Below are 23,572 nucleotides of genomic sequence, written 5' to 3'. Positions count from 1 at the left end.
AAGGAAATGGATAATTGACCTCAAAACTATATTTAAAATAATTATCATTGTCTATTTTCATTTACTCATTCCACTTAATGCATACTATAATAAAATAAGACAATCAGATAGAAATGTGGATTAACCCATTGCTTATTATTATAATCCTATTTATTTGTTAATATTTAATGAAAATCGATTAATACCTAAGATGTGATTTCATGTTTTTACCGACCATACCCACGCCAGATGAAGTGGTAGACAAGGCCTTTCGACGGGCTAAAAAGGCGGCTATGAAGGTCCGGGGCTCAAAAATACGTGGACAGGAAAAGTCCAAACGTATTGAGGAGGTTCGGGTTCAGACAGCCTGTCAAGTTATTAGAGAAACCTACGAGGACATACTAAAGAAAACTCCCCGAATTGAGGAACTATCTGAGTTCTACCAGGATTATATTGATGTTGTAGTAGGGGTGGATCAACTTAAAAAGTCTTTAGGGGCGTTAAGATGGGCTAGTGATCTTTTAGAAAAGCTTCAAGGCCAATATACCTCTAGAATAAGAAGATCACCTCCTGAAAATGCTTCTAAACTTAGGAGGGAAGCTTTTGGGCGTATAGTGTCCGTGGTTAACCGGATCGGGAATGAATTGGACTTTTTAAACTTTGCCAAGCAGCAACTCCGTAACATGCCCACGGTAGATACCGAGGCCACCACCGCCGTAATAGCAGGATTTCCAAATGTGGGGAAATCAACCCTCCTGCGTAGAATTACTTCTGCTGAGCCAGAGGTGGCCAATTACCCATTCACTACAAAAGGAATCCAGATAGGGCATATGGAACGTCATTGGAAGAAGTTCCAGATCATCGACACCCCCGGACTCCTGGATCGGCCGGTGATGGATATGAACGAAATCGAACTTCAGGCCATGGTGGCGCTGGAAAATTTGGCTGATTTGATACTTTTTATTTTTGACCCTTCCCTGACTTCTGGTTATCCCCTGGAAAACCAGTTGAATCTTTATAATGAGATTGGACAACTTTTTAAGGATATAACGATATTTCCTGTCTTTAATAAGATGGATCTTGTGGAAGATGAAGAAAATGTTAAGTACATTCGAGAACATATTAATATTAGAGAAGAACCGTTACTGGTGGCTGCTTCTGATGGAAGCGGCGTATCCAGGATTATAGAGATACTGGAGGAATTTGATGATGCGAAGAAGGAACATGGCAGAGCAGATGTTTAGTGACATGGTGGATGCCATCAAAGAAAAACAAGAGGAACTGGAGAAGGCCATAGCGGAATATAAATCCAGCACTCCCATCAAGCTCAGCATGGACGTGACGGAAGACGAAGAAAATGTAACAGTAGTTACTGATCTTCCTGGAGTTAACAAGGAGGATATTAAAATTGATATCACCGAAGACACCCTGACCATTGATGCTAAATTCGAGGAAGAAACCGAAGAAGAAGGCGAAGATGAGGGAGTAATGTACCACAAGAAGGAACGAAGCTATGGTGAAGCAAATCGGACCATCGTTCTACCAGCCAACATCAAAATGGATGAAGCAACAGCCAAGTTTGATAATGGTGTTTTAACAGTGGTATTGCCTAAACTCGAGAAAAAAGAAGTTTTTGAGGTGAAGGTAGACTAAACAACTGCTTTAAAATATTTTTTTTAGTTTGTTTAAGATTATTTTTATAAATAATCAAATCAGTATCTCACCTTTCCTATATGGCGAGTACTGCCTGGATCTTCCCCATTATAGTGGGCCAGATAGTATATGAACCATTCCAGGGGCACAACCAGTACGAAGGGTGATAGTAATGGGTTTAAATCAGAATAATCCTGCATCCGGAAAACTATATTTTGGGTGCCGATCTTCTCTCCAAACTGGATGGATTTCCGGGTGAACTCGTCTCCAGGATAACCTGCATCCAAGAACACTAGAGGGACATCTTTTTCAGCTCTCTCGATTAATCCATGTCGGAATTCTCCAGAATATAATGGACAGGCGTGTTTCAGAGAACCCTCCATGAACATGGTCATGGCCAATTTATACGCAAGTCCATAATTTGGTCCACTGCCGAGGCAGTAAAAAATTTCCTGATCTTTGTAATTTTCAGCCAGAACACGGTTATCCTGTTCAGTGGCCTTTAGAAGATCTTCCACTACTATAGGAATCTTTTCCAAGTCCTTTAAAATGTTTTGTGATGCTTTTGAATTTTCCATTCCAAAAATTATTTCATAGAGACATAGTAATTGGGTCATATAAGTCTTGGTGCCCAGAATGGCATTTTCTCTTTGGCACAAGGTTAACACTGCATCATCAGATTCATTCATCATGGAACTGTCTCCTTCGTTGGTGATGGAAACGGTGTACAGTCCTTTTTCCTTAGCCTTTCTCATGGCGGCCAGGGTATCGGCAGTTTCTCCGGATTGGGAGGTTAAAATAACTCCAGCATTTTCGTTATCGATACGTTTATGATAAAAAAATTCGTAACCTGTATAAACTTCCATATTATTATTAAAAGTCATGTTTGCGGCGTCTTTTGCAGAATAACATGTTGAAAGAGAGCTACCACACCCTACCAGATAAACCTTATCAAACTTCTTAAACTGGCTTGCTATCTCTTTTAAATGGGATTTCTCCTCTTTAAGGGTGTTTCGTAGTGATTGGGGCTGTTCCATCATTTCTCGATACATTTCATATTCCATAAATTATCCCTCAAGATTAGCTAGTAGGATTTGGTTTACCTTTATGAGTTTAAGTATCAAATTGGTCTTAATGTCGTGAATACTAGTTTTGTGATTTAGTTGATTGCTAGTGTCATTCTTGTATTAATTGTATCTATCATCATATAATAATCTCTCTAACTCTCCTTTGATCAAGTTATCTGTAGAGTACTACGTGAATTTTAAAATAAATTTGGTCTTTATATGGTCTAATCATAATTTGAATATTGTTTATAGAGTTTAGCGATACAAATCGCAGTTTTTACTACTTCTATGGGATTTTCACCTATCAAAACCAGGGATGGCTCTTTTCCCCAACCACCCGTATGGTATATGACATCTGGAACTCGGTGGACTTTTTCTACTGCATTTCGAACGCCCCAAGGAATGGTTCCTCCTTCCTTATCTCTTATTTCCGGAGGTTCATCTTCTCTATTGTAATAAGATGTGATTAATCCCAGTTTCTGGCAAATCTCAACTAAAGTGGAGTCGTATTTCATGTTAATGGCGCTGCGCTTCTCTGGATCATATTTCATTATACTTAAGACCAGGCGGGCCATGTGTGAGGAAACACCATATTCTGGACTAGCACATGTTTTTGGCATTCCATTGATTACAGTTATTCTTCCGGGAACTCCCGCCACATCTTCAACTCCCCTGGGTGATGTTTTACTCATTACCAGGTTGCTCCTGACTTCGGGGATCAGTGATGCAAATTCTGGAGAACTTTCCACTATTTTCAATGCCTTTTGAATGTCCTGTAACTCCATATTTTATTCTCGTTACTTTTGTTAGGTTTTTGGATTTTTATTACATTATTCCAGTTTAATTAAATATTTCAGTGATTTCAATCCGATATCTATAATAAATCTTATAGACTGATTATTTATATCTAGTTTAATATCCTGTTGCAGCCTTATGTGTGCAGCATTTACTAAGCCACTCACTTTCGTTACTGCTGCTAAGATAGATATGATAGTCTTATGATAGTATTATAACCGGTATGGTGGACTAGAGGTGAAATGCTTCCGTGGCAAAAGGTGGATAAATCTTCAACACGAAATAGGGGATTAAAAAACTTCTTAATATTTATAAAAATATCTATGGTAGATTAAGTGGTTCTAAAACTCTAAAAATCTGGTAAACAGGGTTTAAATCAATTTTTTTCTATTTTTTTTACATAAAAACTTTTATTTGGGTAGTTTTCCCTGTGAAATATCCTTTAATAATCTTAAAATGAAAAGTAAACAATTGCTATAATTTCAAATGTTAAATAAGGTAAATGTTATAGACTGAGAACAATATTGACATTTCAACCCACTGATTCAAGAAATGGATTAAATTTTGCATAATTAAACAAGCATTTGTGATGTTTAGATACTTACCAGGTTAAAATAGCATTAAAAATTAATATCGGAGAAAAAATAATTGTTTAAAATGGTTCATATTACTTTAAAATACCTTAAAATGCTTATTTTTCCGAACTTTCTATAAAAAAATATATATGCTCCAAGACTCGATCTTATTGTGTCAGGAACCCTCATTGTTCAACTGACTTCGAAGATAGAGGGGGCATAGTGTTGAAGCAACATTTGTTGCTGATAATGTTACTGCTATTGGCAGTGACGTTGTCCGCACAGGATTTATATGCCACCCCAAACCAGCAAACTTCAGAAAATTTCACGAATTCGATAATAACCAATGAAATTGCAGAGAATACATCATTATCAGTAACAAACCCCAATTCGACCGTTAACGAAACGGTCAGTAACTCCAATAGCGATCAGCCCATTAATCAAAGGACTCAAACACTCAACTCATCTCAAAATTCCTCAAATGAAGACAGTAACGGTACAGCGAACATTCAGAACTCCAGCATTGCTGCAGGAGATGGAACCTACAATAATGTCCACGGACTATGGCTAAGTGTAGATGATGTAAACAGCGTTAAGGTCGAAGAATTGATCACAGCCGGAATAACGGATGTGTTCGTCAAGGCCAATCGAATTTCAAGTCCTACTTACCAAAGTGTCCTGACAACCATAATTGGCAAACTAAAAGGCTCAGGGATAAGGATACACGCCTGGGTGGTCTGTTTCGTCGATAATGATGGAAAATGGATTGATCCCCAGGGGAATACTACTTACACCGTGAAAGTAGCCTACACTGAAACTGTTAAAGTAGCCTACACGACCTGGTCCAAGACTTGGTACAAGAAGTGGTACAAGAAGTGGACCAAAAAGTGGTACAAAGTGGGCAAAGTATGGAAGTATAAGTGGAGTTACGTCTGGAAATACTACTGGAAATACAGTAAGATTTCCAAAACTCAATACAAATACGAAACCCGTACCTCTTATCGTGAAGAAACTCGCTACAACCAAAGTACTGAGTACAATGATGCACTGGTAAACTCAATTGCAGATATGACGCGTAACTACGAAATTGACGGTATCCACTTGGATTACATACGTTATCCCGGAACTGCCTATCTGCACTCTGGTGGAACAGAAGCAATCACCACCTTTGTGAAGAGAGTGTCTGAAACAGTCAATTCCATAAAACCCAAAGTAGCATTATCCGCGGCTTTAATGCCCGAAGGGGGTGTGAATGGGTACTACTATGGACAGGATTATGAGAAACTTTCCCAGTACCTAGACTTCCTGGTCCCCATGATTTACAAGGGGAACTACGGTCAAGATACATCATGGATAGGTCGTACCACGGAATATATAGTCAGTCATTCCAATGGAAAACCAGTAATTTCTGGATTACAGACCTATGAATCGGATGATAACCTCACTGCACTATCAGCATCTGAAATTAACCAGGATATTCAATCTGCTCTTTCAAACGGAGCATCAGGATATGCCCTGTTCAGATACGGCTGGTTAGATAAGGCATTCTTCCAGAATAAAACGACTAACCCCGGAACAGTAACCACTAGCTTCACTTTAAAACAATTAAGTGATGCTGCTGGTCGGGTTAAAGTTTTTATCGAGGCCAACAAGAAACTGCCTAGCTATGTGCAAATTTCATCAGTTCAGGTCAGCATGCCCCAGTTCTTGTACTTGCTAAGTGCAGCCACCACGCAGATCAATAGTGGGGTATCAGCTCCAATCACCCTAAAATCCGTATTAAATCCCACGGGATCCACGGAAAATATGAAAAATGGCACCATTTACAAGTCAGAGTACGTTGATATGGCCAGCCGGATAAAATCCTTCATGGATACAAACGGCTTGGTACCTAACTACGTTTCAACTTCTCTTGGGAAAATCAGATATGAATCAATGATTTACCTTTACTCCCGGGTGATGAATTACTATGGAACCAATGCTAGACTGCCTAACTACGCGAGTATGAAGACCTGGACTACCAGTTCAACCACAACTACCACCACAACGGTCGTTAATGACCCAACTGTGCCTGATAGTTTAAGTGCGTATCTGCAAGTCACCAAGAACTGTCAAGTAAACGATGATACCATCGTAGCCCTATCTTGTAACATAACCTCCGGTGCAACTTCCGCCTGCGATAAGGGACAGCGCATCTATTTATGGGTGCGAGATAACCTGGAATATTCGTGGTACTACAATTCGCAGAAAGGAGCTTTAAATGCCCTTTCTAGTCTTTCAGCTAACTGCTGTGACCATTCACATTTGATAGTCGCCCTTTGTCGGGCAGCAGGAGTACCAGCACGTTATGTGCACGGGACTTGTACTTTCTCCAGTGGAACTTACGGACATGTATGGGCTCAAATATACGCCAATGGAAAATGGTACGATGCCGACGCAACCAACTCACGTAACGAGTTTGGAACCATCTACAGTTGGAATACAACTTCGTGGACTTTTAAAGGCATCTATGCAGAATTGCCTTTCTAAATACTTCTTTTTTTCTTTTTTTTATTTTATTTTAGAGCTATATAAAAAGCTATAAAAAAAATTATAAAAAAAATTAGGTTTATCTACAACTTTAATTGAGCTATAGCTCTTGAAAAATCTATTGAAAAACGATTTCTTAACAGAAACTTCCTTTAGGGAAATCCGTATCTTTTATCTTCTTAATTATTTTGCAGGTACTGTCCAGATCTGAATCAAGGTAACTATCAATTTTAATCACCTCTACCTTAAGATTCCTCTTTTTAAGTTCTTCCCTTAACCATTCCATATTGAATTTCTGATCAGGTCCGATTGATATTATGTCCGGCTTTAATTCCTCTACGATCTGGAACATGTCGGTCTCACTACCTAAATATGCGTCGTCTACCGGTTTAAGCATGGCCACAACCTCTCGGCGCTGGCTTTCAGGGACAATTGGCACTCTTTTCTTGGCCCGGACCGTGGCATCACGAGCTATCACTACGACCAATCGGGAATTTTTTCCCCCCAATTTTTTCGACTCTTCCAGATAATAACCATGGCCCGGATGGATTAGATCGAAGGTTCCAGTAGCCATTACAAGTTTAATTTTATTCACCTCATTTGCAAGATTATTTTCATGAACTAGAATAGCATGATATTTGGGTATTAATTGGGAGAGGTTTAAAAACCTATCTTAATGCTAGATTTTTGATAATTTTTTTTAATTATTTTATTAAGTCCAGTTTATATCAGATTAGGGCCAGAGTTAATGAATAGATAACTACATTTATTAATAATGAAGATGTGAATTCATCTTTTAAGTTAAGATCCTTTTCTTACTAACATTTGGGGATATTTTTGGTAAGATTTGTCTATAGAGACTCCTTGAGGCGTAACATGACCACAAAAATAGCAAGAGGCAGTATAATAATGCTCTTCGGGGCTTTTATCTTCCGTATGGGGGGAGCTATTTATCGTTTTGTCATGGCTTATCTTTTAGGTCCGGTAGGCTACGGTATTCTTAGTTTAGCGACTCCTATGCAAGGTATCCTTATAATGATTGCCTCTGGGGGCATGCCTCCAGCTATAGCTAAGTATGTGGCCCAGTATTCTGCTCAAGAAAATGATGAGATGGTTAAGCTGGTCATACACACCGCCACCAAGATGGTGTTCATTTTAGGAATGCTTTTTAGTGTGATCATCTTTGTATTGGCCGAACCATTGGCAGTGGGTTTGTTCCACAAACCAGAAGCCATTCTACCTTTCCAGCTGGTGGCATTGATCACTCCTTTCAGTGTGTTAGTAGGGGCCCTGAGGGGTACCTTCCAGGGAAAACATCAGATGGGTAATATAGTCATTACCAAGGCCTTTGAACAGGTCTTTATGATAATATCAGCCATATTCCTGGTTCTAGCAGGTTTTTATGTTGCTGGAGCAATAATCGGTACCACCATAGGGTTTATGGCCTCTTTAGTAGCTGGATATGTGCTATACAGGAGAGGAATTGGCCTGGAACTCAAGGATGTTAAATTAGATTTTAATTTCAGGCAGGAGATCTCCATTGCCAAAATGCTTTTGTTTTTCTCTTTCCCGGTGGTTGTCACTGGCCTGGCTGAACTGGCCCTTTTTGATTTTGTGGGCAACTTCGTGGTGGGTATTTATTTAGCCAGTGAGTATGTGGGATACTACGGTATAGCCACTCCCATAGCCCGACTTCCTTTAACCATATCCACAGCCGTTTCCACGGCCCTCTTACCTGCAGCCACTGAAGCTGTGAGTACCAACGATAGAAGTCTTCTTAAAACCTACATCAACCAGTCTTACCGTTATGTAACTCTTCTGGTCCTGCCACTATCGGTGGGGACCATGTTATTCGCCGCCCCCATCTTAAACATCATCGGCCCTGCGTACTTAAACGCAACCCAGGCCTTGCAGATATTGGCGATGGGTATGCTATTTTTCACCATATACACGGTGTCCAGTAGCATTGCCCAGGGCTTTGGGAAACCATATCTCCCCATGGTTATCCTGGTATTAGGAACCTTCCTGGATCTGGGTTTGAGCCTTTATCTGGTGCCCCTTTATGGAATTAATGGTACTGCCGTTGCCACCACCATATCCGGATTTTTCATCATGACCACCTTATCCTGGAAGATACTAAAAATCGCCGATGTTTCTCTTTCCATGGGTAACTTTGTCCGTATCGTGGCAGCTACCGCAATATTAGGACTGTTTTTCCTGATCCTGCCCAAAACTCTCCCATTCCTTGTTGTGGCCATGGTTTTGGCCGCTCCCATATACACGATTAGTCTCATACTAGTCGGTGGAATGAAAAAGAGTGACGTTCGAGCCATCTACAAATTAAGCGATAGGATGGGCCCATTATCCTCAACGGGTAAAAAAATAGCCGATTTCCTGGATAGATTTGCACGCTGATGGTTTAAAATTCAATCAGTTTCCTTCGTTTTTTGATGATAATACAGGATATTCAAATGTAATTTTGGGAATAATATCTTTTAGGGAGCTTTCGTTGATCGTATCAACCTTTAATTTGGCTAAAAATCTATTTCTACCAGCAAAAATAGAATATAAAATAATGATTATCCTACGGGGAATAGGCACCAGCCCCTACACGGGGGTAGGGCGAGTTAGAAAGATAGAAAACAAAGAAGACCTCCTCCGCCTGGAGGGTGGTGAAATTGTGGTTTTATCCAGGGCCGCACGTGATATGCTGTCACATCTGCAGAGGGCAGGAGGGGTGGTAACTGATTATGGTGGTTTAACCAGTCATGTGGCCATTGTACTGCGAGAGATGAAAGTGGCCTGCGTGGTAGGTACGGAGATAGGAACCCAGTTACTCCAGGAAGGAGCTCTGGTTACGGTGGATGGTCATACTGGGAACATCTACCGTGGTTTTGTGGAAATGGAGCAAAAGGATGGGCCAATGGAAATGCACCGTCCGGCCACCAGTGTGAAGGTGAATCTCAATATTCCGGAGATAGCTGAGAAGGTAGCACCACTATCTGATGGCGTGGGGTCCATCCGAATCGAAAACCTCATTGTACGCACCGGAAAGCATCCCCAAAAACTTCTTAAACAAGATAAGCTGGATAAGGTAATCGCCAATGGGGTTAGGATCATCGCCGATGCTTTCCATCCTAAGAGTGTCTATTTCCGGACGTTTGACATCCCCACCGATGAACTTCGGGGTTTGGATGGGGGTGAGGTCGAACCTTATGAACATAATCCTCTGCTGGGGTTGCGTGGTATCCAGAAGGATCTTCAGAATAGGGGCATCCTGGAGTCGGAGTTCAGGGCTATAAACCGATTACTGGATGAGGGCTATGATAATCTGGGTATGAAAATACCTTTTCTGAGAGATTTATCAGAATATATGGCTGTAAAATCAATTATGAAAGATGTTGGTCTTCGTCCACACCATGATATCCCTTTAGGGGTGGCCCTGGAAACTCCTTCTTCATTCTTAAGTTTTGACCAATTTTTAAAGGAAGGCCTGGACTTTGTAACCCTGGGTATGAGCGACCTGACCATGTGCTCTCTGGCTGTGGACCGCCGGGGGGTTAAGGTTGCTAAACACTTTGATCTGATGCACCCTGCGGTATGGAAGTTGTTACAAATGGTAATTGAAAAATGCAACCATCAGGGTATGGAATGCTGTATATGCGGACATGCTGCTTCTAACCCAGATATTGTGAGAAAGCTAATTGAAATGGGGATTAGTTCCATCTCCACCAATCCCGATCAAATATTAAAGATGCGCAAGGTGGTATCTGCAGCCGAGGATGCTGTTTTAGCCAAATACTTGCTTTAACATAGTCTTATACAAATAATTCTTTTTATTCACTGGACCTTGTTTACTCGTATTCAAGAGCTTTTTCAAATTTGATATTACCTTTATAAAGTGCTGATCCAATTACCACACCTTTTACTCTTGTTTTTGAAAGCTGTTCAACATCTTCCAGGGTGCTGACTCCACCAGAATAAATTACTGGCATATGTACTGCTTTAAGGAGTTCTTCCAGGGGTTTTAAACTGAATCCCTTCATTAGCCCTTCATAGTCAACGTTGGTAAATAGGATTCCTCCAGCTCCCAGTCTTTCAAAGATTTTACCCATCTCAGGAGCGGTTCTATCTGTTTTTTCAGTCCAGCCTCGAACCACCACCTGGGAATCTTTGCTGTCCAGGGCCACCAGGATTCTTTCTTTTCCAAAACTATTTGAGAGATCCTTTACCACTCCATGATTTTCCATGGCAACTGTTCCCAGAATTACCTTATCTATACCCATATCCAGGAGATTAAGAGCATCTTCTTTTGTTCTTATTCCACCACCCATCTGTATGGGTATGGATACAGAATCTAGAATTTCCCTTACGATTTCCAGGTTCTTTGATTCCCCCAGGGCTCCGCCCAGATCAATGACATGGATCATTCGGGCTCCTCTATCCTCCCACTGCCGGGCAATCTTTGCTGGATCTTCTAGAATAACCTGCTCTGTTCCAGGTTTTCCCTGGACCAGCTGCACACATTTCCCATTTTTAATATCAACTGCAGGAATGACCATCAATTTTTTCACCTTATTTAAAACCTTATATAAAATTGTATCTTCAATTATTGTAAGTTCATTAGACTAATTCGTTGTAGTAATTCATCTTTGATTATTATACTAACCGGTATATCAAACATTTTAGCTTCTTTAGCAATTCGTTCCTCACATTGTGATCTTAAGTCATGTTACTGTCATTCTTTACCGTTTAGATAGAATATGAACACTCCGGATAGCATTAAAAGTCCAAAGAATAGTTGCATAATGGTAAAAGGTTCTTTCAAGATGAGAAAAGCAGATACTGCTCCAAATAGTGAGGCAAGGGAAAACAATGTGCCGGCCCGAGTGGCACCAATGATCCGGATAGACAAGTAAATAAGGATTAGAGCGGTCCCAATGCTGAATAAGCCCACAAATAGCAGGTAAGGTAAATAAGCCAGGGACATCTGAATTTTCAAATCCAGGGAAATTGATATGCCAAGGAGCACCAGGCCACCTATGGCTGATTTAAGGGCAGTAATGAGGATTATATCACTTTTAAAGCTTAAAAATTTGCTTAAAGTCGTGTCTATACTCCAGAAAAAGGCGGCCAATATGATTAATAGATTTCCCCAACTGTAACTTATAAAGAAATTTTCTAAATTGCCGCCTGTGACCAAAAGAACTGTTCCCAGTATCAGGAGGAAAAAGGCTGTAATGTCTTTTTTTTGGAAACGTTCCTTAAGAAACAGGGTTCCTATGATGATAATAAACAGGATCTCCACAATTAAAAGAAGCGAAGCATTAACGGCTGTGGTGTACTTTAAACCATTTAGATAAAGGAGAGGAGCAATAACAATTCCAAGAAGAGCGGTGCTGAAGAGGATTAGGTAGTCCTGGGGGGACATGAAGTTCTCCAGGTCATGTCCGGTGTCCAGAAATGAAGATAGTCTTTTTTTAAGCGGAGAATAGCGTACCAGGAACAGGAATGAAGCTGCCAGGCAGTAGGAAAGTGCGGCCAGATCTATAGGGTCCAGAGTCTGCAGCAATATCTTGTTGAAGGTGTTGGAGATGCCAAAAAAAGTCATGGCCATTATGACACTGATATATCCCCATAAACGGTTCATTCCATTACCCCACAAAATTAGCCCAATTTGAACTCAGATAATAATTATCATCTTGCAATCTGATATCTTATATAGAATTAGTGGTTAGAGATTAATAATCTAGTCCAAGACACCAAATAATGATTAAATTACCAGATAACTCAGAACTTTTACTTAAACTGATGGCTGTTTAAATGTTGAAAATTGCTTTAAAAATTGCCTATTTGGGAATTGACTTCTACGGGTTTGCAAGACAACCGGGTCTACCTACCGTTGAAGGTGAACTGATCAAAGCCCTTACAGAATCAGGAATAATTGATAACCCATCCGATGCTGGTTACTCCATTGCCGGCCGAACCGACCGGGGGGTTCATGCTCTGGGAAATGTGATTGCATTTCGCACTGAGTCAAAGATAAACGTAAATCAGATAAACGACCTGTTACCTGCTTCTATAAAGGTTCTGGCCCAGGCCAGCGTACACTATGGGTTCAAACCTCGATTCGCCCGACAACGCCACTATCGTTACTTGATGGCCAAAAATCCCTTCGGAGAAAATTTGGATGTAGAAAGAATGAAGGAAGCTGCCGGGTTATTTATTGGCACCCATGACTTTAGGAATTTTACAAAAAGAAGCGAAAGGAATCCTAGAAGGAACATAGACCATCTACAGGTCAGGGATGCGGGTGAAATAATATGTTTTGATGTTAAGGGTGAGAGTTTCTTGTGGAATATGGTTCGTAAGATTATAACAGTCTTGATTAATGTTGGCCAGGGAGAAATTGATACCAATGATATTAATGAATTTTTAAACCCACAAGAAAAGGTATTTATCACTCCAGCACCCCCGGAGGGACTGATATTGATGGATGTAACTTATGATAAACTTAAATTTGTTGAGGATCCCTACGCCCGGAAATTATTCCTTTCGGTATTAATGAAAAATTATATGAATACCAGGACTCATTCGGCTGCTTACCTAGAAATGATGGAGAATCTGGATTATAATGAAAATTACATCTCCCCTTTATTTAATGATTTAAAAGTTTTAAAATAGTTTGGAGTGATTTGACATCATTCTGGGACTACAAATAATTAAATAGTAGGGAAACCATATTATTATTGGGAAATTAATTCTGCCCAGGAGGAAAAAGTCTGTTTTATAAGAACAGAAATTACAACAATCTTAATTCTTCATTTGAAGATTCAAAAGACTTAAAAACTATCAGGGGCATTATTGTTGGTTTTGATCCGGGACACACCGTAGGAGTGGCCATAATGGATCTTAATGGCCGGGTTTTATCGGTTAAAAGCTTTAAGGAAGCCAGCCGGTCCCGGGTTGTCAGCCATATAATTGGATATGGAAAGGCGGTGTTGATATCTACCGACGTATACCCTCCTCCTAAGATGGTTAAGAAACTTTCCTCCATCCTTCAGTCACGTATTGATGCTCCTCCCAGATTCATGTCGGTAGAATCTAAAATCGAAGCTGTGGAAATTTATTTAAATGAAAAATCTTCTTTTCCTAAATCTAAAGTGGAGCGCTCTGATGAAATCCCTCAGAATGCCCATGAAAGAGATGCCCTGGCAGCAGCTTTAAAAACCTACAAAAAATACCAGAACAAACTGCAACAGATAGTCAAAAAGGCTGAAGAGTTGAGTTTAACTTCTTCAGAAGTGGATAATGTCAAAATTATGTTTTTGCAGGGTACACCGGTTAGTAAAGCTATGGATTATATCTTAGAATCTAGAAAAGACCAGGAAAGTCAATTAGATGATGATAATAATTCAGAATCACAATTAAAACTTGATAGATCATCTAAGCCTCCTAAGGATTATAGTTCTTTAGAGCATTTAGGTCATATTAATCGGTTGAAACAGAAGATAAAATCTCAGGAAACTGAGATTAAAAAATTAAAAAAGCAGAATCTTAAAATGGAAGGAAAGTTAGGGGAGGCTCGGCTGGAGATTTCAGGCCTGAAGGAGAAAATTGAAGATCTCCATTACCAGTACTCCAAAGGAATTCTGGAGAAAAAAGAGTTAGCATCCAAAATTGCTATAATAAAAAGATTACAGGATAAATATCAACATGAAAAGGATTTAAGGCAGAACCTGCAGGAAAATCTAAGTTCCATAAAAAATATCCAGGCCCTGGAGCTCTCCAAAAAGGTGGTGCCAGTTAAAATAATAGAATCATTCACGAGAGAAGGTATAAAGGAAGCCTGTGATTACTGGAAGATAAAAGAAGGAGATGTTGTTTTCCTTAAAAACTCCAAAGGCGGAGGATCCCATACAGCTTCTCTAATTATCCAGAGGAAAATAAAGGCGGTTATAATTAATGATCAGATGTCTCATACCGCTGAGGAAGAGTTTGAGAAAAACATGATTCCCCTTCTTCCCCTGGAAAAGGTTGAACTGAAGAAGATCGATAAGTTTGCAGTGGTCAGTGCTGATTCACTTAGAAGCCAAATTGAAAACTGGGAAACCCAGGTTAGGTATAGGAAGGCCAGTGAAGATAGGAAAAAACTTTTAAATGTTATTGATGAATATCGAGCTAAGAGAAGGAGATCTGCTGATAATTCATAAAATTCTCTGTGGTATTTAACGTATCTATGGAATGAATGATTAGGTGTTTAAAGTGAAGATTGCTTTTGTAATTGGTACTCGGCCAGAAATTATCAAGATGTCTCCCCTGATAGATGAAGTGAAGCACAGGGGAATTGACTACATTTTGGTACACACCGGCCAGCATTATGATCATGAGATGAGTCAGCAGTTTTTTATGGACCTGGACCTGGAAAAACCCCACTATAATATTGGGGTTGGTTCGGGGGCCCATGGAGAACAGACTTCCATGATGATCAGTCGTATCGAGGAGGTCCTGTTAGAAGAAAAACCGGATATTGTCCTGGTAGAAGGGGATACCAACGCGGTCCTGGCAGGGGCACTGGTGGCAGCCAAACTTCATATTCCGGTTGGTCATGTGGAGGCGGGCTTGCGTTCTTATGATAAAACCATGCCTGAAGAAATAAACCGGATGGTGGCTGATGTCTGCACCCAACTATTTTTTGTACCAACCAACACTGCAGCCACTAATCTATTATTCGAAGGTGTTAATCCTAAAAACATCTTTATCACTGGCAACACGGTGGTGGATGCCTGTCAACGAAATCTTAAAATTGCCAGGAAAAATTCTGACTTGGCACTTAAAATCGATTCCGGAGCCAAAGTTTTAACTCTGACTCTGCACCGTGCTGAGAATGTTGACCACCCCCAGAGGCTGGGCCAAATTGTTAACTCCCTGTTGGAACTGGAAGATTTAACCATTATCTTCCCGGTACATCCCCGCACCACCAAGAACCTTCAGGAATTCGGTTTGTATGAAAAACTGGAAGAAGCACCCCATATTCAGATTATAAAACCGATGGGGTACTTGGAATTTCTACTACTACTTTCTGAGTCTCAAATGGTAATGACCGATTCAGGTGGAATTCAGGAAGAAGCAATAACCCTTAACTTGCCTTGTATCACCCTAAGATACAACACTGAACGTCCGGAAACCGTGCAGGCTGGTGGGAACATTCTAGTGGGGACGTCCCAGGAAAAAATAGTGAACTCGGTTCGGAATATTTTAGGGGATGAAGATCTTTATCATACCATGAAAGAGGCTCCCAATCCTTATGGGGATGGTAATGCGTCTATAAAGATTGTGGACACCATATCTGAAATAGAATCCCACGGTGGACTTAAAATTGAGGCACCAGACTTTATCACCGGAGTTAACACCACTAAATTGATTAGGGTTGATCAAATCATAAATGTATCTGAATTTGAAGATAAATATCAGGCAATTGTTAAAATAGTATTTGAAGATGGGGAGCCAATATTCCCGGAACCAGAACTTAATTTAGGGGGTAAAATGGTTCTAATGTCAGGGAAAGGGCTTTAATTATATTGAGTGTTCGTCTATTACTGCAGTTTAGACCCTTTGGCAGCTTAGATCATCCAATAGCTTAAGTGATAGTATAACATTGATAAAGATGAATTAGTTCATTATGACAAGTTTGAGTCTATAAAATTTTAGATTGGCAGATTTAAAGTTGATGAATTCGTATTAGAGGAAATTTCAATGGCATGCAAGATAGGGAACGATACAAAGGTCACTATTTATGGTTTGGGCCATATGGGCCTGCCCACCGCGGCATTACTGGCCAGGAGTGGCCTGAAAATTTTAGGTGCTGATATTAACTCCCAAATCGTTGAGAAGATTAACCGGGGTCAGTCACCTATACTGGAGCCGGGTTTGGATGAGATGGTCCATGAAACCGTGAAAAGTTCACATCTATCTGCAACTACTGATATGGGAGAAGCTTCCAGACATTCAGAGGTGCACATGGTTATTGTACCCACCCCCGTGGATGAAAATAAGGTGTCTGACCTGAAAGCAGTTGAAATGGCCTGCCGAAGTATAGCCCAAGGTTTGAAAAAGGGTGATCTAGTTATCCTAGAAAGCACGGTACCGCCGGGCACCTGTCAAAATCTGGCCATCCCTTTATTGGAAGAAAGCGGATTAAAAGTAGGTGTGGATTTTGGCCTGGCTTACACTCCGGAGAGGGCATTACCTAACAAAACCCTGGATGAAATAGCCCATAACCCACGTATAGTGGGTGCAATAGATCATTGCAGTTTTGAAAAAGCATCATCCCTTTACCAGAGGATCACCAGTGGTCAAATCATTAGAGTAAAGGATCTAAAGACTGCAGAAATGGTAAAGTTAATGGAAAACACGTATAGGGATACGAATATTGCACTGGCCAATGAATTTGCATTAATATGTGAATCCATGGGTATAGATGCCCTGGAAGCTATAAAAGCAGCTAACCATCATCCTCGGGTAAACATCCACATCCCTGGACCCGGTGTTGGCGGGCACTGCCTATCCATAGATCCCTATTTTCTGGTGGAAATAGCAAAAAAACAGGGTATTGACACTCCTCTCATTAAAACTTCCCGGATGGTAAATGAAAATATGCCCCTGGAAGTGATAAGAATGACCCGTGAAGCGTTGAAAGAGAAAGGAAAGGATTTGAAAGACTCTGAAGTAGGGATACTGGGAGTGGCTTATAAGGGAAACGTGGCCGATGCCAGAGAATCACCGGCGGAAGATCTGATTGGAGAATTATTATCCTCCGGAGGAGTAGTATATGCTCATGACCCTCATGTACCACAAAAAGTAGTGGAATCCTTTGGTGCGAAACCAGCGGATATTAAGAAGATATTAGGATGTGATTGTGTTATTCTGGTAACTGATCACGATATTTATAGTCAGATAGAACCTTCTATGATCAAAAACGGCCTTTTTATTTGCACTCGGCCCATTTTGGATCCGGATAGATTCCGGATGGCTGGTGTTACCTTTAAGGGAGTGGGAAGATCTTGAAACTTTTGATTTTAGAGTACGCCACTGCCCGTGGAATTGAAGATCCATCCATAGTTATTGAGGGCCGGGCCATGTTACAGGGTCTGTTGGAGGATTTTGACAGTAAAAATACATCATTTCTAATCTCCCATCAATCATTACCTTTAGAAGTGGGAAGCTGCCAAGCAAGAATCATCTCTAAGAATGTGGATGAATGGTTGGAGGAAGATCTATCCTATTATGATGCTTGCCTTCCCATAGCCCCTGAAGAGGATTTCATTCTGTACAGGATCACCCGAGCCATCGAAAAACACGGATTGAAAGTTATTGGTTCGTTATCAGAAGGAGTTTTTACCTGTTCTGATAAGTGGGAAACTTATCAGGCCTTAAAAAATGTTTCTCCCCTGATTAACACTGAAAAAATATTTTTTGATGATCTGGAAAACTCCACCCCCATCAAGGGACTAATTGATTATGAAAAACTCAAGGTGGTCAAACCCGCTGATGGCGTATCCTGTTCTGGAGTACGAATAGTTGATTCTCAAAGAAAACTCATGGCGGCTGCTTTACAGATCAAGAAGAACAGCTCTTCTCCTTTCTTTTTACTCCAAGATTTTGTGGAAGGGGATAGTTGTAGTGTTAGTTTGCTGTCTGATGGCCAGAAGGCAATCCCAATAAGTCTTAATCTACAAGATATCAACATAAATGATTATTATATAGATTATAATGGGGGAAAAACTCCGTTAGACCATCCACTTAAATATGAAGCATTTTATGTTGCAAAAAAGGCCGTAGAATCGATAAAGGGATTGCGCGGTTATGTGGGAGTGGACCTGATATTGGGAGACCATGTACATCTGGTGGAGATCAACTCCCGAATCACCACCCCCTACATCGCCCTCCGTAAACTGGTGAACTTCAATCTCGGTCAGGCTGTTCTGGATGCGGCGCAGGGCAATTTGCCACATACCATTCGGCTGGATGGAGAAGCATACTTTTCCAAAAGAACTCATGAAATGGATGTAACGGTGATTAGATGAAAATTGCAGGATTAGATATTGGCGGGGCAACCACTGATCTGGCGGTGGTTGAATTCTCAGCCTCTGGCGATATAAAAAATATAAGAGTTGACTATGAGTATCTGCCCATGTGGATGGAGAAAGAGAATCTGGGCAATGTCATAAAAAATATGTTGGGATCAGATTTTAATGATCTGGATGCCATGGGGGTGTCCATGACTGCAGAACTGGTGGATGCCTACGCCACCAAAAGAGAGGGGGTCCTGGATATAGTCAAAAAGACACGGGAACTTACCAGTATTCAGATGGGATTCGTGGGACAGGAGGGTGTCATGGACCACCGGGAAGTCCTGGCAAAACCCCTGGAAGTGGCAGCTGCCAACTGGATTGCCACCGCTCCACTGGCTGCCATGATCTCACCGGACTGTATCTTGGTTGATACCGGCAGTACCACCACGGACATCATACCCATAAAGGACGGTCAGGAGTGTGCCAGGGGCAGATCAGACCTGGAAAGACTGGCAACTGGAGAACTGGTTTACACGGGACTTTTAAGGACCAACGTAGCCACCCTGGTAGACCGGGTACCACTTCAAGATATCTGGGTCAGGGTGGCTTCGGAATTATTTGCCATAACCGCTGATGTCCACGTCATCCTGGAAAATATTGGAGAAAATGAATATTCCTGTCCTACTCCGGACGGATCCGGTGAATCCAGAAAGGAGTGCATGCAGAGGATGGCCCGGGTAATATGTTCTGATCTAGATGTGCTGACTGAAGAGGAGGTTGAAGAGTTGGCTTCGTACGTATACCAGAAACAGTTGGAAAGGGTGGCAGAAGCCTTATTAGAAGTTGCAGAGAGTAATGATCTCGAGGAGGTGGTGGTAACTGGATTAGGGATGAATCAAGTTGGTAGGGAGGCAGCTAACCTCCTGGGGCTTAAGGTAACCGGTATGGATGAATTATTAACCATGGAGGAGTGTATTGCTGCTCCTGCTGTAGGGACTGCTCTTCTAATGGAAGAATTTCTGAGAAGTAAAATATTTAATGAAAATATCTAATAGAGAATCAATATGGCGATGGACAAAAATCTCAAAATCCTCCTTTTCATACTAGTATTTTTGGTTGTGGTTTTTTTATGGGCCAATATAAGCGAACAATCCCAGTTGGGTTCCGACAATAGGGGGTCCGTGACTAAGGATGTTTACTCACATTATGGAACTCCCACTGTCAGAATCGCAGTAATTACCGGAATGCACCCCCGGGAGGAACTGGCTAGCAAAATGGTTCCCCAGGCTATAAAACTCTTTGCTCTTTTAAACCGGGTGGAGGTGGCTGATTATCATGTCATGGTGGAAGATCAACCGGATAACTTCACGATAGGGCGTAATAATGGGGAGGCTCTGGTTGCCCAGTATGCAATACCCGATATAATAAAGTCCAATTATCAACTGGTGATCGTAAGCCATGATCATGAACAGGGTTATGGGGAAGGTTATTATATCGCTACTCCCACCCATGATACCAAATCAGTCTCCATTGGAGAAGCAGTCCATCAGATCCTATCCTATTTTAACTTTTATCCCGGATCCAGTAATACCAAAGCCCAGGCTAGCTCAATTACCGTGGTTGACTACCCTCTCACCAATGCTGGAATACCTGTTTTAGTCTATGAGATGCCCGAATGGAATAACTTCTTCGAGGCCATGTACCATACCTACAAGTTGATGCAGGCCTCTTCCCAGGTGTTAAAAAGTTGAGATAAAAAAAAGTTGATATAAAATATAAAAATTAGAAATATCCTATTTTTAGTACCAGACCTTCTTCATACCCAAGAGATAAGCGATCATGTTAGCTCCAAGGTGTAAAAAGATGGTTATAATTAGAATTGTTATTATCAGGTTGGAAGGAATAGTTACTATCAAAGATGCAAATATCAGTGCACCAATAGCAAAATCTAATTGATCTAAAAGGGGTGCGGGCCTCCCTCTTTCGATTTTCAGCCTTCTTTTTATAAAACTGCCGGCAGCATCCCCTATGAGTGCTCCTCCCCCAAGGAAAAGGCCTAATATGCAACCTTGAACTGGATTACTCATTATTAATCCTTGTAATAAACCAACCCCCCCACCTATCAGGGTTCCAATGATGGTCCCCCTCCACGTAACTCCATCACCGAAGATGCGTCGGCCATCGGCGAAGTTTCTTTTGAAGTCCAGGGGAGCGCCTCCTCCGAAGGTTAAGGCGGTTACGTTGGCCAAGTAGGCTGGTAACATAAAGTATATAGCATAGACTGATAAACTGAAAACACTGATAATAGTTGGGTCCATTTTTCTCCTCCCAATTAAAACTAAAGTAATAGTTATTTGCTCTACAATAAATAGTATACTAGGTGAAGTTATGGTTATTAAGAAAACCAAGAGCCTGTGTCCTCACTGTCTTCGGGTTGTTGATGCCGAAGTTTACGAAGAACACAACCAGATCATGATAAAAAAGGAATGTCCGGAACACGGTATCTATGAAAATACCTACTGGAGCAGTGAAGAGATATACGAAAAGGCATCTGAATATGACACGAGGGGGGAGGGGTTGGAAAATCCTCAAACTAAAATCACTAATGAATGCCCTCTTAACTGTGGTCTCTGTCCGGAACACGAAAGTCATACCGTTCTAGGTCTTATTGATGTTACCAATCGTTGTAATTTGCGTTGCCCCATATGTTTTGCCAATGCTGCTGTTTCTAGATATCTTTACGAACCTTCATATGAAGATATAAGGCAGATGCTAAAGAATCTAAGGTCTAATCGTCCGGTTCCCACCCCTGCCATTCAGTACGCTGGTGGGGAACCCACTGTCCGTAAAGACATTGTGGATCTGATTAAACTGGCCAAGGAAGAAGGATTCAGTCACACTCAGATTGCCACTAATGGGATCAAACTGGCCACTAACCCTCAACTGGCCAAGGATCTTAAAGATGCTGAGCTCAACACAGTTTACCTTCAGTTTGATGGAGTTACGGAAGAACCCTATCTAAAGAATAGGGGCAAGAATCTTTTACCCTGGAAACTGGAGGCCATCGAAAACTGTCGCCAGGCAGACCTGGGCATCGTACTGGTACCAACTTTAGTAAAGGGGATAAATGATCATCAAATTGGGGACATTATACGATTTGCCATGGAAAACATAGACATTATCCGGGGGGTTAACTTCCAACCAGTCTCCTTTGCCGGGCGAACACCCGCCAATCGTGTCGAAGAACAGCGCATCACCATACCAGACTTTGAAAAGCTGGTGGAGGAGCAAACCAATTTCCAGATAAAAATAGATGACTTTTACCCTCCATCATCCATCATACCCATATCTGACTTTATAGCGGCCATGGAAGGGGATGATCAAGTCACATTCACCTGCCATCCCCACTGCGGTTCGGCAACGTATATCTTCATTGACCATGATGAAATAATTCCTATCAATCGATTTGTGGATGTGGACCGCTTTTTTGAACTTCTCGCCAAGAGTAGTGATGATATTAAGGATGGTGGGATAGTATCCAAGGCTAAAGTAGTGGCCAGAGCTTCAGTTGAACTTCCCAAAACTGTACACCCATCTAAAGCCCCAGGATCACTGGACATTAAAAATATACTCCTTAATGTTTTCAAAGACAGATCTTATGATGCGTTAGGTGACTTCCATCATAAAACTCTCTTAATATCATGTATGCACTTCATGGACCCCTGGAATTTCGACCAGGATCGGGTCAAAAGATGTGTTATCCATTATGCCGTTCCAGATGGCCGCATAATTCCATTCTGTTCCATGAATGCTATTTATCGCCAGGATATTGAGAAAAAATTTTCTAAACCACTCAAAAGCTGATTTTGGTAGTTAAATTGATGATAAAAGCCCCTTCTAGACTACACATCACCCTTATAGACCTTAATGGTTCTTTAGGGAGGGTAGATGGGGGTGTGGGTTTAACCCTGGAAAACCCTCACCTGATTCTGACCTGCAATCCTGGAGATGATGGTGTTCGGGTAGAATTCACTAACCAGGATAAATTAACCCTGAACCGTCTCAACGAGTACCGTAACAAAATTGAAAGTGCTTCCAGCAAGATGATGGAATTTTTGGGCAGGGATGGTGGATTTGACTTTACGGTAGGAGAAACCTATCCTCCTCATTCCGGGTTAGGAACCGGGACCCAATTATCCCTTGCAGCAGGTAAACTAATATCAAATTATTATGGTCAGGACATTGATGCCCATGCTATTGGCAGAATAGTAGGCCGCGGTGGAACATCCGGTATCGGAGTCGCTGCCTTCCAACAAGGTGGTTTGATAATTGATGGAGGACACCCAAAAACTGAGAAATCTAAATTTTTACCTTCATCGGCTTCTCAGGCTTCTCCACCACCTGTTATTGCCCGTTATGACTTTCCTGAAGATTGGAAAATTTTGTTAGTAATACCACGCTTTGAAGATAGAGTATCGGGGAAAAAAGAAGTTAACATCTTTCAGGAGTACTGTCCCATTCCTTTAGAGGAGGTAGAGAAACTTTCACATCTGTTGCTGATGAAAATGATGCCAGCGGTTGTAGAAGGTGATCTGGACACATTTGGTGAAGTACTTAACTCTATACAGGGCATGGGATTTAAAAAAATCGAAAATAAGCTTCAAAACCCAGTTATTGGTAATATAATGGAATCATTAAGATCAGCTGGCGCAGCCGGGGCGGGTATGAGTAGTTTTGGCCCTACCATATACGCAGTCACTGATACCAACTCCAAAGCACTTATCCATGCCGCTGAAGATGCACTGGGGCCCATGGACAGTGAAATAATCCTTACCCGGGCACAAAACCGGGGTGCGGAAATAAAATAAACAGATTTAAGGTTATAATAACTGGTATAAAG

General features: G+C 41.2%; 20 protein-coding genes. 14 read left to right on the top strand and 6 right to left on the bottom strand.

The window, feature by feature from the left end; genetic code table 11:
* Nucleotides 1-200 precede the first annotated feature (200 nt).
* Both FGU46_RS01710 and FGU46_RS01705 read left to right on the top strand, forming a co-directional pair.
* Nucleotides 201-1,223: an NOG1 family protein gene (locus FGU46_RS01710; protein ID WP_286475892.1), complete on the top strand. Its 1,023-nt coding sequence runs from the start codon at nucleotides 201-203 to the stop codon at nucleotides 1,221-1,223.
* On the top strand, nucleotides 1,186-1,632 hold the full coding sequence (locus tag FGU46_RS01705; protein ID WP_286475890.1) for an Hsp20/alpha crystallin family protein: 447 nt from the start codon (nucleotides 1,186-1,188) through the stop codon (nucleotides 1,630-1,632). Before FGU46_RS01710 ends, FGU46_RS01705 begins: the two co-directional genes overlap by 38 nt.
* 59 nt (nucleotides 1,633-1,691) lie before the next feature.
* On the opposite strand, the gene FGU46_RS01700 is transcribed toward FGU46_RS01705, so the two are convergent.
* Entirely contained in the window at nucleotides 1,692-2,696 is a 1,005-nt protein-coding gene (locus tag FGU46_RS01700) for an SIS domain-containing protein (RefSeq protein WP_286475888.1), read from the bottom strand.
* A 227-nt stretch (nucleotides 2,697-2,923) separates the two neighbouring features.
* Nucleotides 2,924-3,484, bottom strand: a complete 561-nt coding sequence (locus FGU46_RS01695) for a thiamine-phosphate synthase family protein (RefSeq protein WP_286475887.1) — start codon at nucleotides 3,482-3,484, stop codon at nucleotides 2,924-2,926.
* Between the two features lie 807 nt (nucleotides 3,485-4,291).
* On the opposite strand from FGU46_RS01695, the gene FGU46_RS01690 reads away from it, so the two are divergent.
* Nucleotides 4,292-6,598, top strand: a complete 2,307-nt coding sequence (locus FGU46_RS01690; protein ID WP_286475885.1) for a pseudomurein-binding repeat-containing protein — start codon at nucleotides 4,292-4,294, stop codon at nucleotides 6,596-6,598.
* 136 nt (nucleotides 6,599-6,734) lie between these two features.
* Here FGU46_RS01690 and FGU46_RS01685 read toward each other — a convergent pair whose 3' ends face one another.
* A complete protein-coding gene (locus FGU46_RS01685) occupies nucleotides 6,735-7,184 on the bottom strand; it encodes an FAD synthase family protein (protein ID WP_286478481.1) in 450 nt (149 codons plus the stop codon).
* Nucleotides 7,185-7,435: 251 nt separating this feature from the next.
* Here FGU46_RS01685 and FGU46_RS01680 point away from each other — a divergent pair, with 251 nt between their 5' ends.
* Nucleotides 7,436-9,013, top strand: coding sequence for a flippase (locus FGU46_RS01680; protein ID WP_286475883.1), 1,578 nt, complete (start codon nucleotides 7,436-7,438; stop codon nucleotides 9,011-9,013).
* A gap of 160 nt (nucleotides 9,014-9,173) precedes the next feature.
* On the top strand, nucleotides 9,174-10,409 hold the full coding sequence (locus FGU46_RS01675) for a putative PEP-binding protein (protein WP_286475881.1): 1,236 nt from the start codon (nucleotides 9,174-9,176) through the stop codon (nucleotides 10,407-10,409).
* Between the two features lie 43 nt (nucleotides 10,410-10,452).
* Here the strand turns inward: FGU46_RS01675 and hisA are convergent, their stop codons facing one another.
* Together hisA and FGU46_RS01665 are read right to left on the bottom strand one after the other, a co-directional pair.
* On the bottom strand, nucleotides 10,453-11,163 hold the full coding sequence (hisA, locus tag FGU46_RS01670; protein ID WP_286475879.1) for a 1-(5-phosphoribosyl)-5-[(5-phosphoribosylamino)methylideneamino]imidazole-4-carboxamide isomerase: 711 nt from the start codon (nucleotides 11,161-11,163) through the stop codon (nucleotides 10,453-10,455).
* Between the two features lie 173 nt (nucleotides 11,164-11,336).
* Nucleotides 11,337-12,248 carry a DMT family transporter gene (locus tag FGU46_RS01665; RefSeq protein ID WP_286475876.1) on the bottom strand — a complete coding sequence of 304 codons (912 nt, stop codon included), beginning with the start codon at nucleotides 12,246-12,248 and terminating at the stop codon, nucleotides 11,337-11,339.
* 173 nt (nucleotides 12,249-12,421) lie between these two features.
* On the opposite strand from FGU46_RS01665, the gene truA reads away from it, so the two are divergent.
* The 7 genes from truA to FGU46_RS01630 all read left to right on the top strand — a co-directional run bounded on the left by truA (nucleotide 12,422) and on the right by FGU46_RS01630 (nucleotide 20,423).
* Nucleotides 12,422-13,282 (top strand): tRNA pseudouridine(38-40) synthase TruA, encoded by an 861-nt coding sequence (gene truA, locus FGU46_RS01660; RefSeq protein WP_286475874.1) that lies wholly within the window; start codon nucleotides 12,422-12,424, stop codon nucleotides 13,280-13,282.
* Nucleotides 13,283-13,380: 98 nt separating this feature from the next.
* Entirely contained in the window at nucleotides 13,381-14,811 is a 1,431-nt protein-coding gene (locus FGU46_RS01655; RefSeq protein ID WP_353619905.1) for a DUF460 domain-containing protein, read from the top strand.
* 52 nt (nucleotides 14,812-14,863) lie between these two features.
* Complete coding sequence (wecB, locus tag FGU46_RS01650; RefSeq protein ID WP_286475872.1) at nucleotides 14,864-16,174, top strand: non-hydrolyzing UDP-N-acetylglucosamine 2-epimerase; 1,311 nt, start codon at nucleotides 14,864-14,866, stop codon at nucleotides 16,172-16,174.
* A 180-nt stretch (nucleotides 16,175-16,354) separates the two neighbouring features.
* Entirely contained in the window at nucleotides 16,355-17,665 is a 1,311-nt protein-coding gene (locus tag FGU46_RS01645) for a nucleotide sugar dehydrogenase (RefSeq protein ID WP_286475870.1), read from the top strand.
* On the top strand, nucleotides 17,662-18,684 hold the full coding sequence (locus FGU46_RS01640; protein WP_286475868.1) for an ATP-grasp domain-containing protein: 1,023 nt from the start codon (nucleotides 17,662-17,664) through the stop codon (nucleotides 18,682-18,684). Before FGU46_RS01645 ends, FGU46_RS01640 begins: the two co-directional genes overlap by 4 nt.
* Nucleotides 18,681-19,724 (top strand): hydantoinase/oxoprolinase family protein, encoded by a 1,044-nt coding sequence (locus tag FGU46_RS01635; RefSeq protein ID WP_286475866.1) that lies wholly within the window; start codon nucleotides 18,681-18,683, stop codon nucleotides 19,722-19,724. Before FGU46_RS01640 ends, FGU46_RS01635 begins: the two co-directional genes overlap by 4 nt.
* Nucleotides 19,725-19,736: 12 nt before the next feature.
* A complete protein-coding gene (locus FGU46_RS01630) occupies nucleotides 19,737-20,423 on the top strand; it encodes a hypothetical protein (RefSeq protein WP_286475864.1) in 687 nt (228 codons plus the stop codon).
* Between the two features lie 48 nt (nucleotides 20,424-20,471).
* On the opposite strand, the gene FGU46_RS01625 is transcribed toward FGU46_RS01630, so the two are convergent.
* Nucleotides 20,472-20,990: a CDP-2,3-bis-(O-geranylgeranyl)-sn-glycerol synthase gene (locus FGU46_RS01625; RefSeq protein WP_286475862.1), complete on the bottom strand. Its 519-nt coding sequence runs from the start codon at nucleotides 20,988-20,990 to the stop codon at nucleotides 20,472-20,474.
* Between the two features lie 70 nt (nucleotides 20,991-21,060).
* Here FGU46_RS01625 and tes point away from each other — a divergent pair, with 70 nt between their 5' ends.
* On the top strand, nucleotides 21,061-22,536 hold the full coding sequence (gene tes / locus FGU46_RS01620; RefSeq protein WP_286475860.1) for a tetraether lipid synthase Tes: 1,476 nt from the start codon (nucleotides 21,061-21,063) through the stop codon (nucleotides 22,534-22,536).
* 14 nt (nucleotides 22,537-22,550) lie between these two features.
* Nucleotides 22,551-23,540 carry a beta-ribofuranosylaminobenzene 5'-phosphate synthase gene (locus tag FGU46_RS01615; protein ID WP_286475858.1) on the top strand — a complete coding sequence of 330 codons (990 nt, stop codon included), beginning with the start codon at nucleotides 22,551-22,553 and terminating at the stop codon, nucleotides 23,538-23,540.
* Nucleotides 23,541-23,572: the final 32 nt, after the last annotated feature.

The organism is Methanobacterium sp. CWC-01 (assembly GCF_030323845.1).
GTDB lineage: Archaea > Methanobacteriota > Methanobacteria > Methanobacteriales > Methanobacteriaceae > Methanobacterium > Methanobacterium aridiramus.
This window is presented reverse-complemented; position numbering and strand designations above follow the sequence as displayed.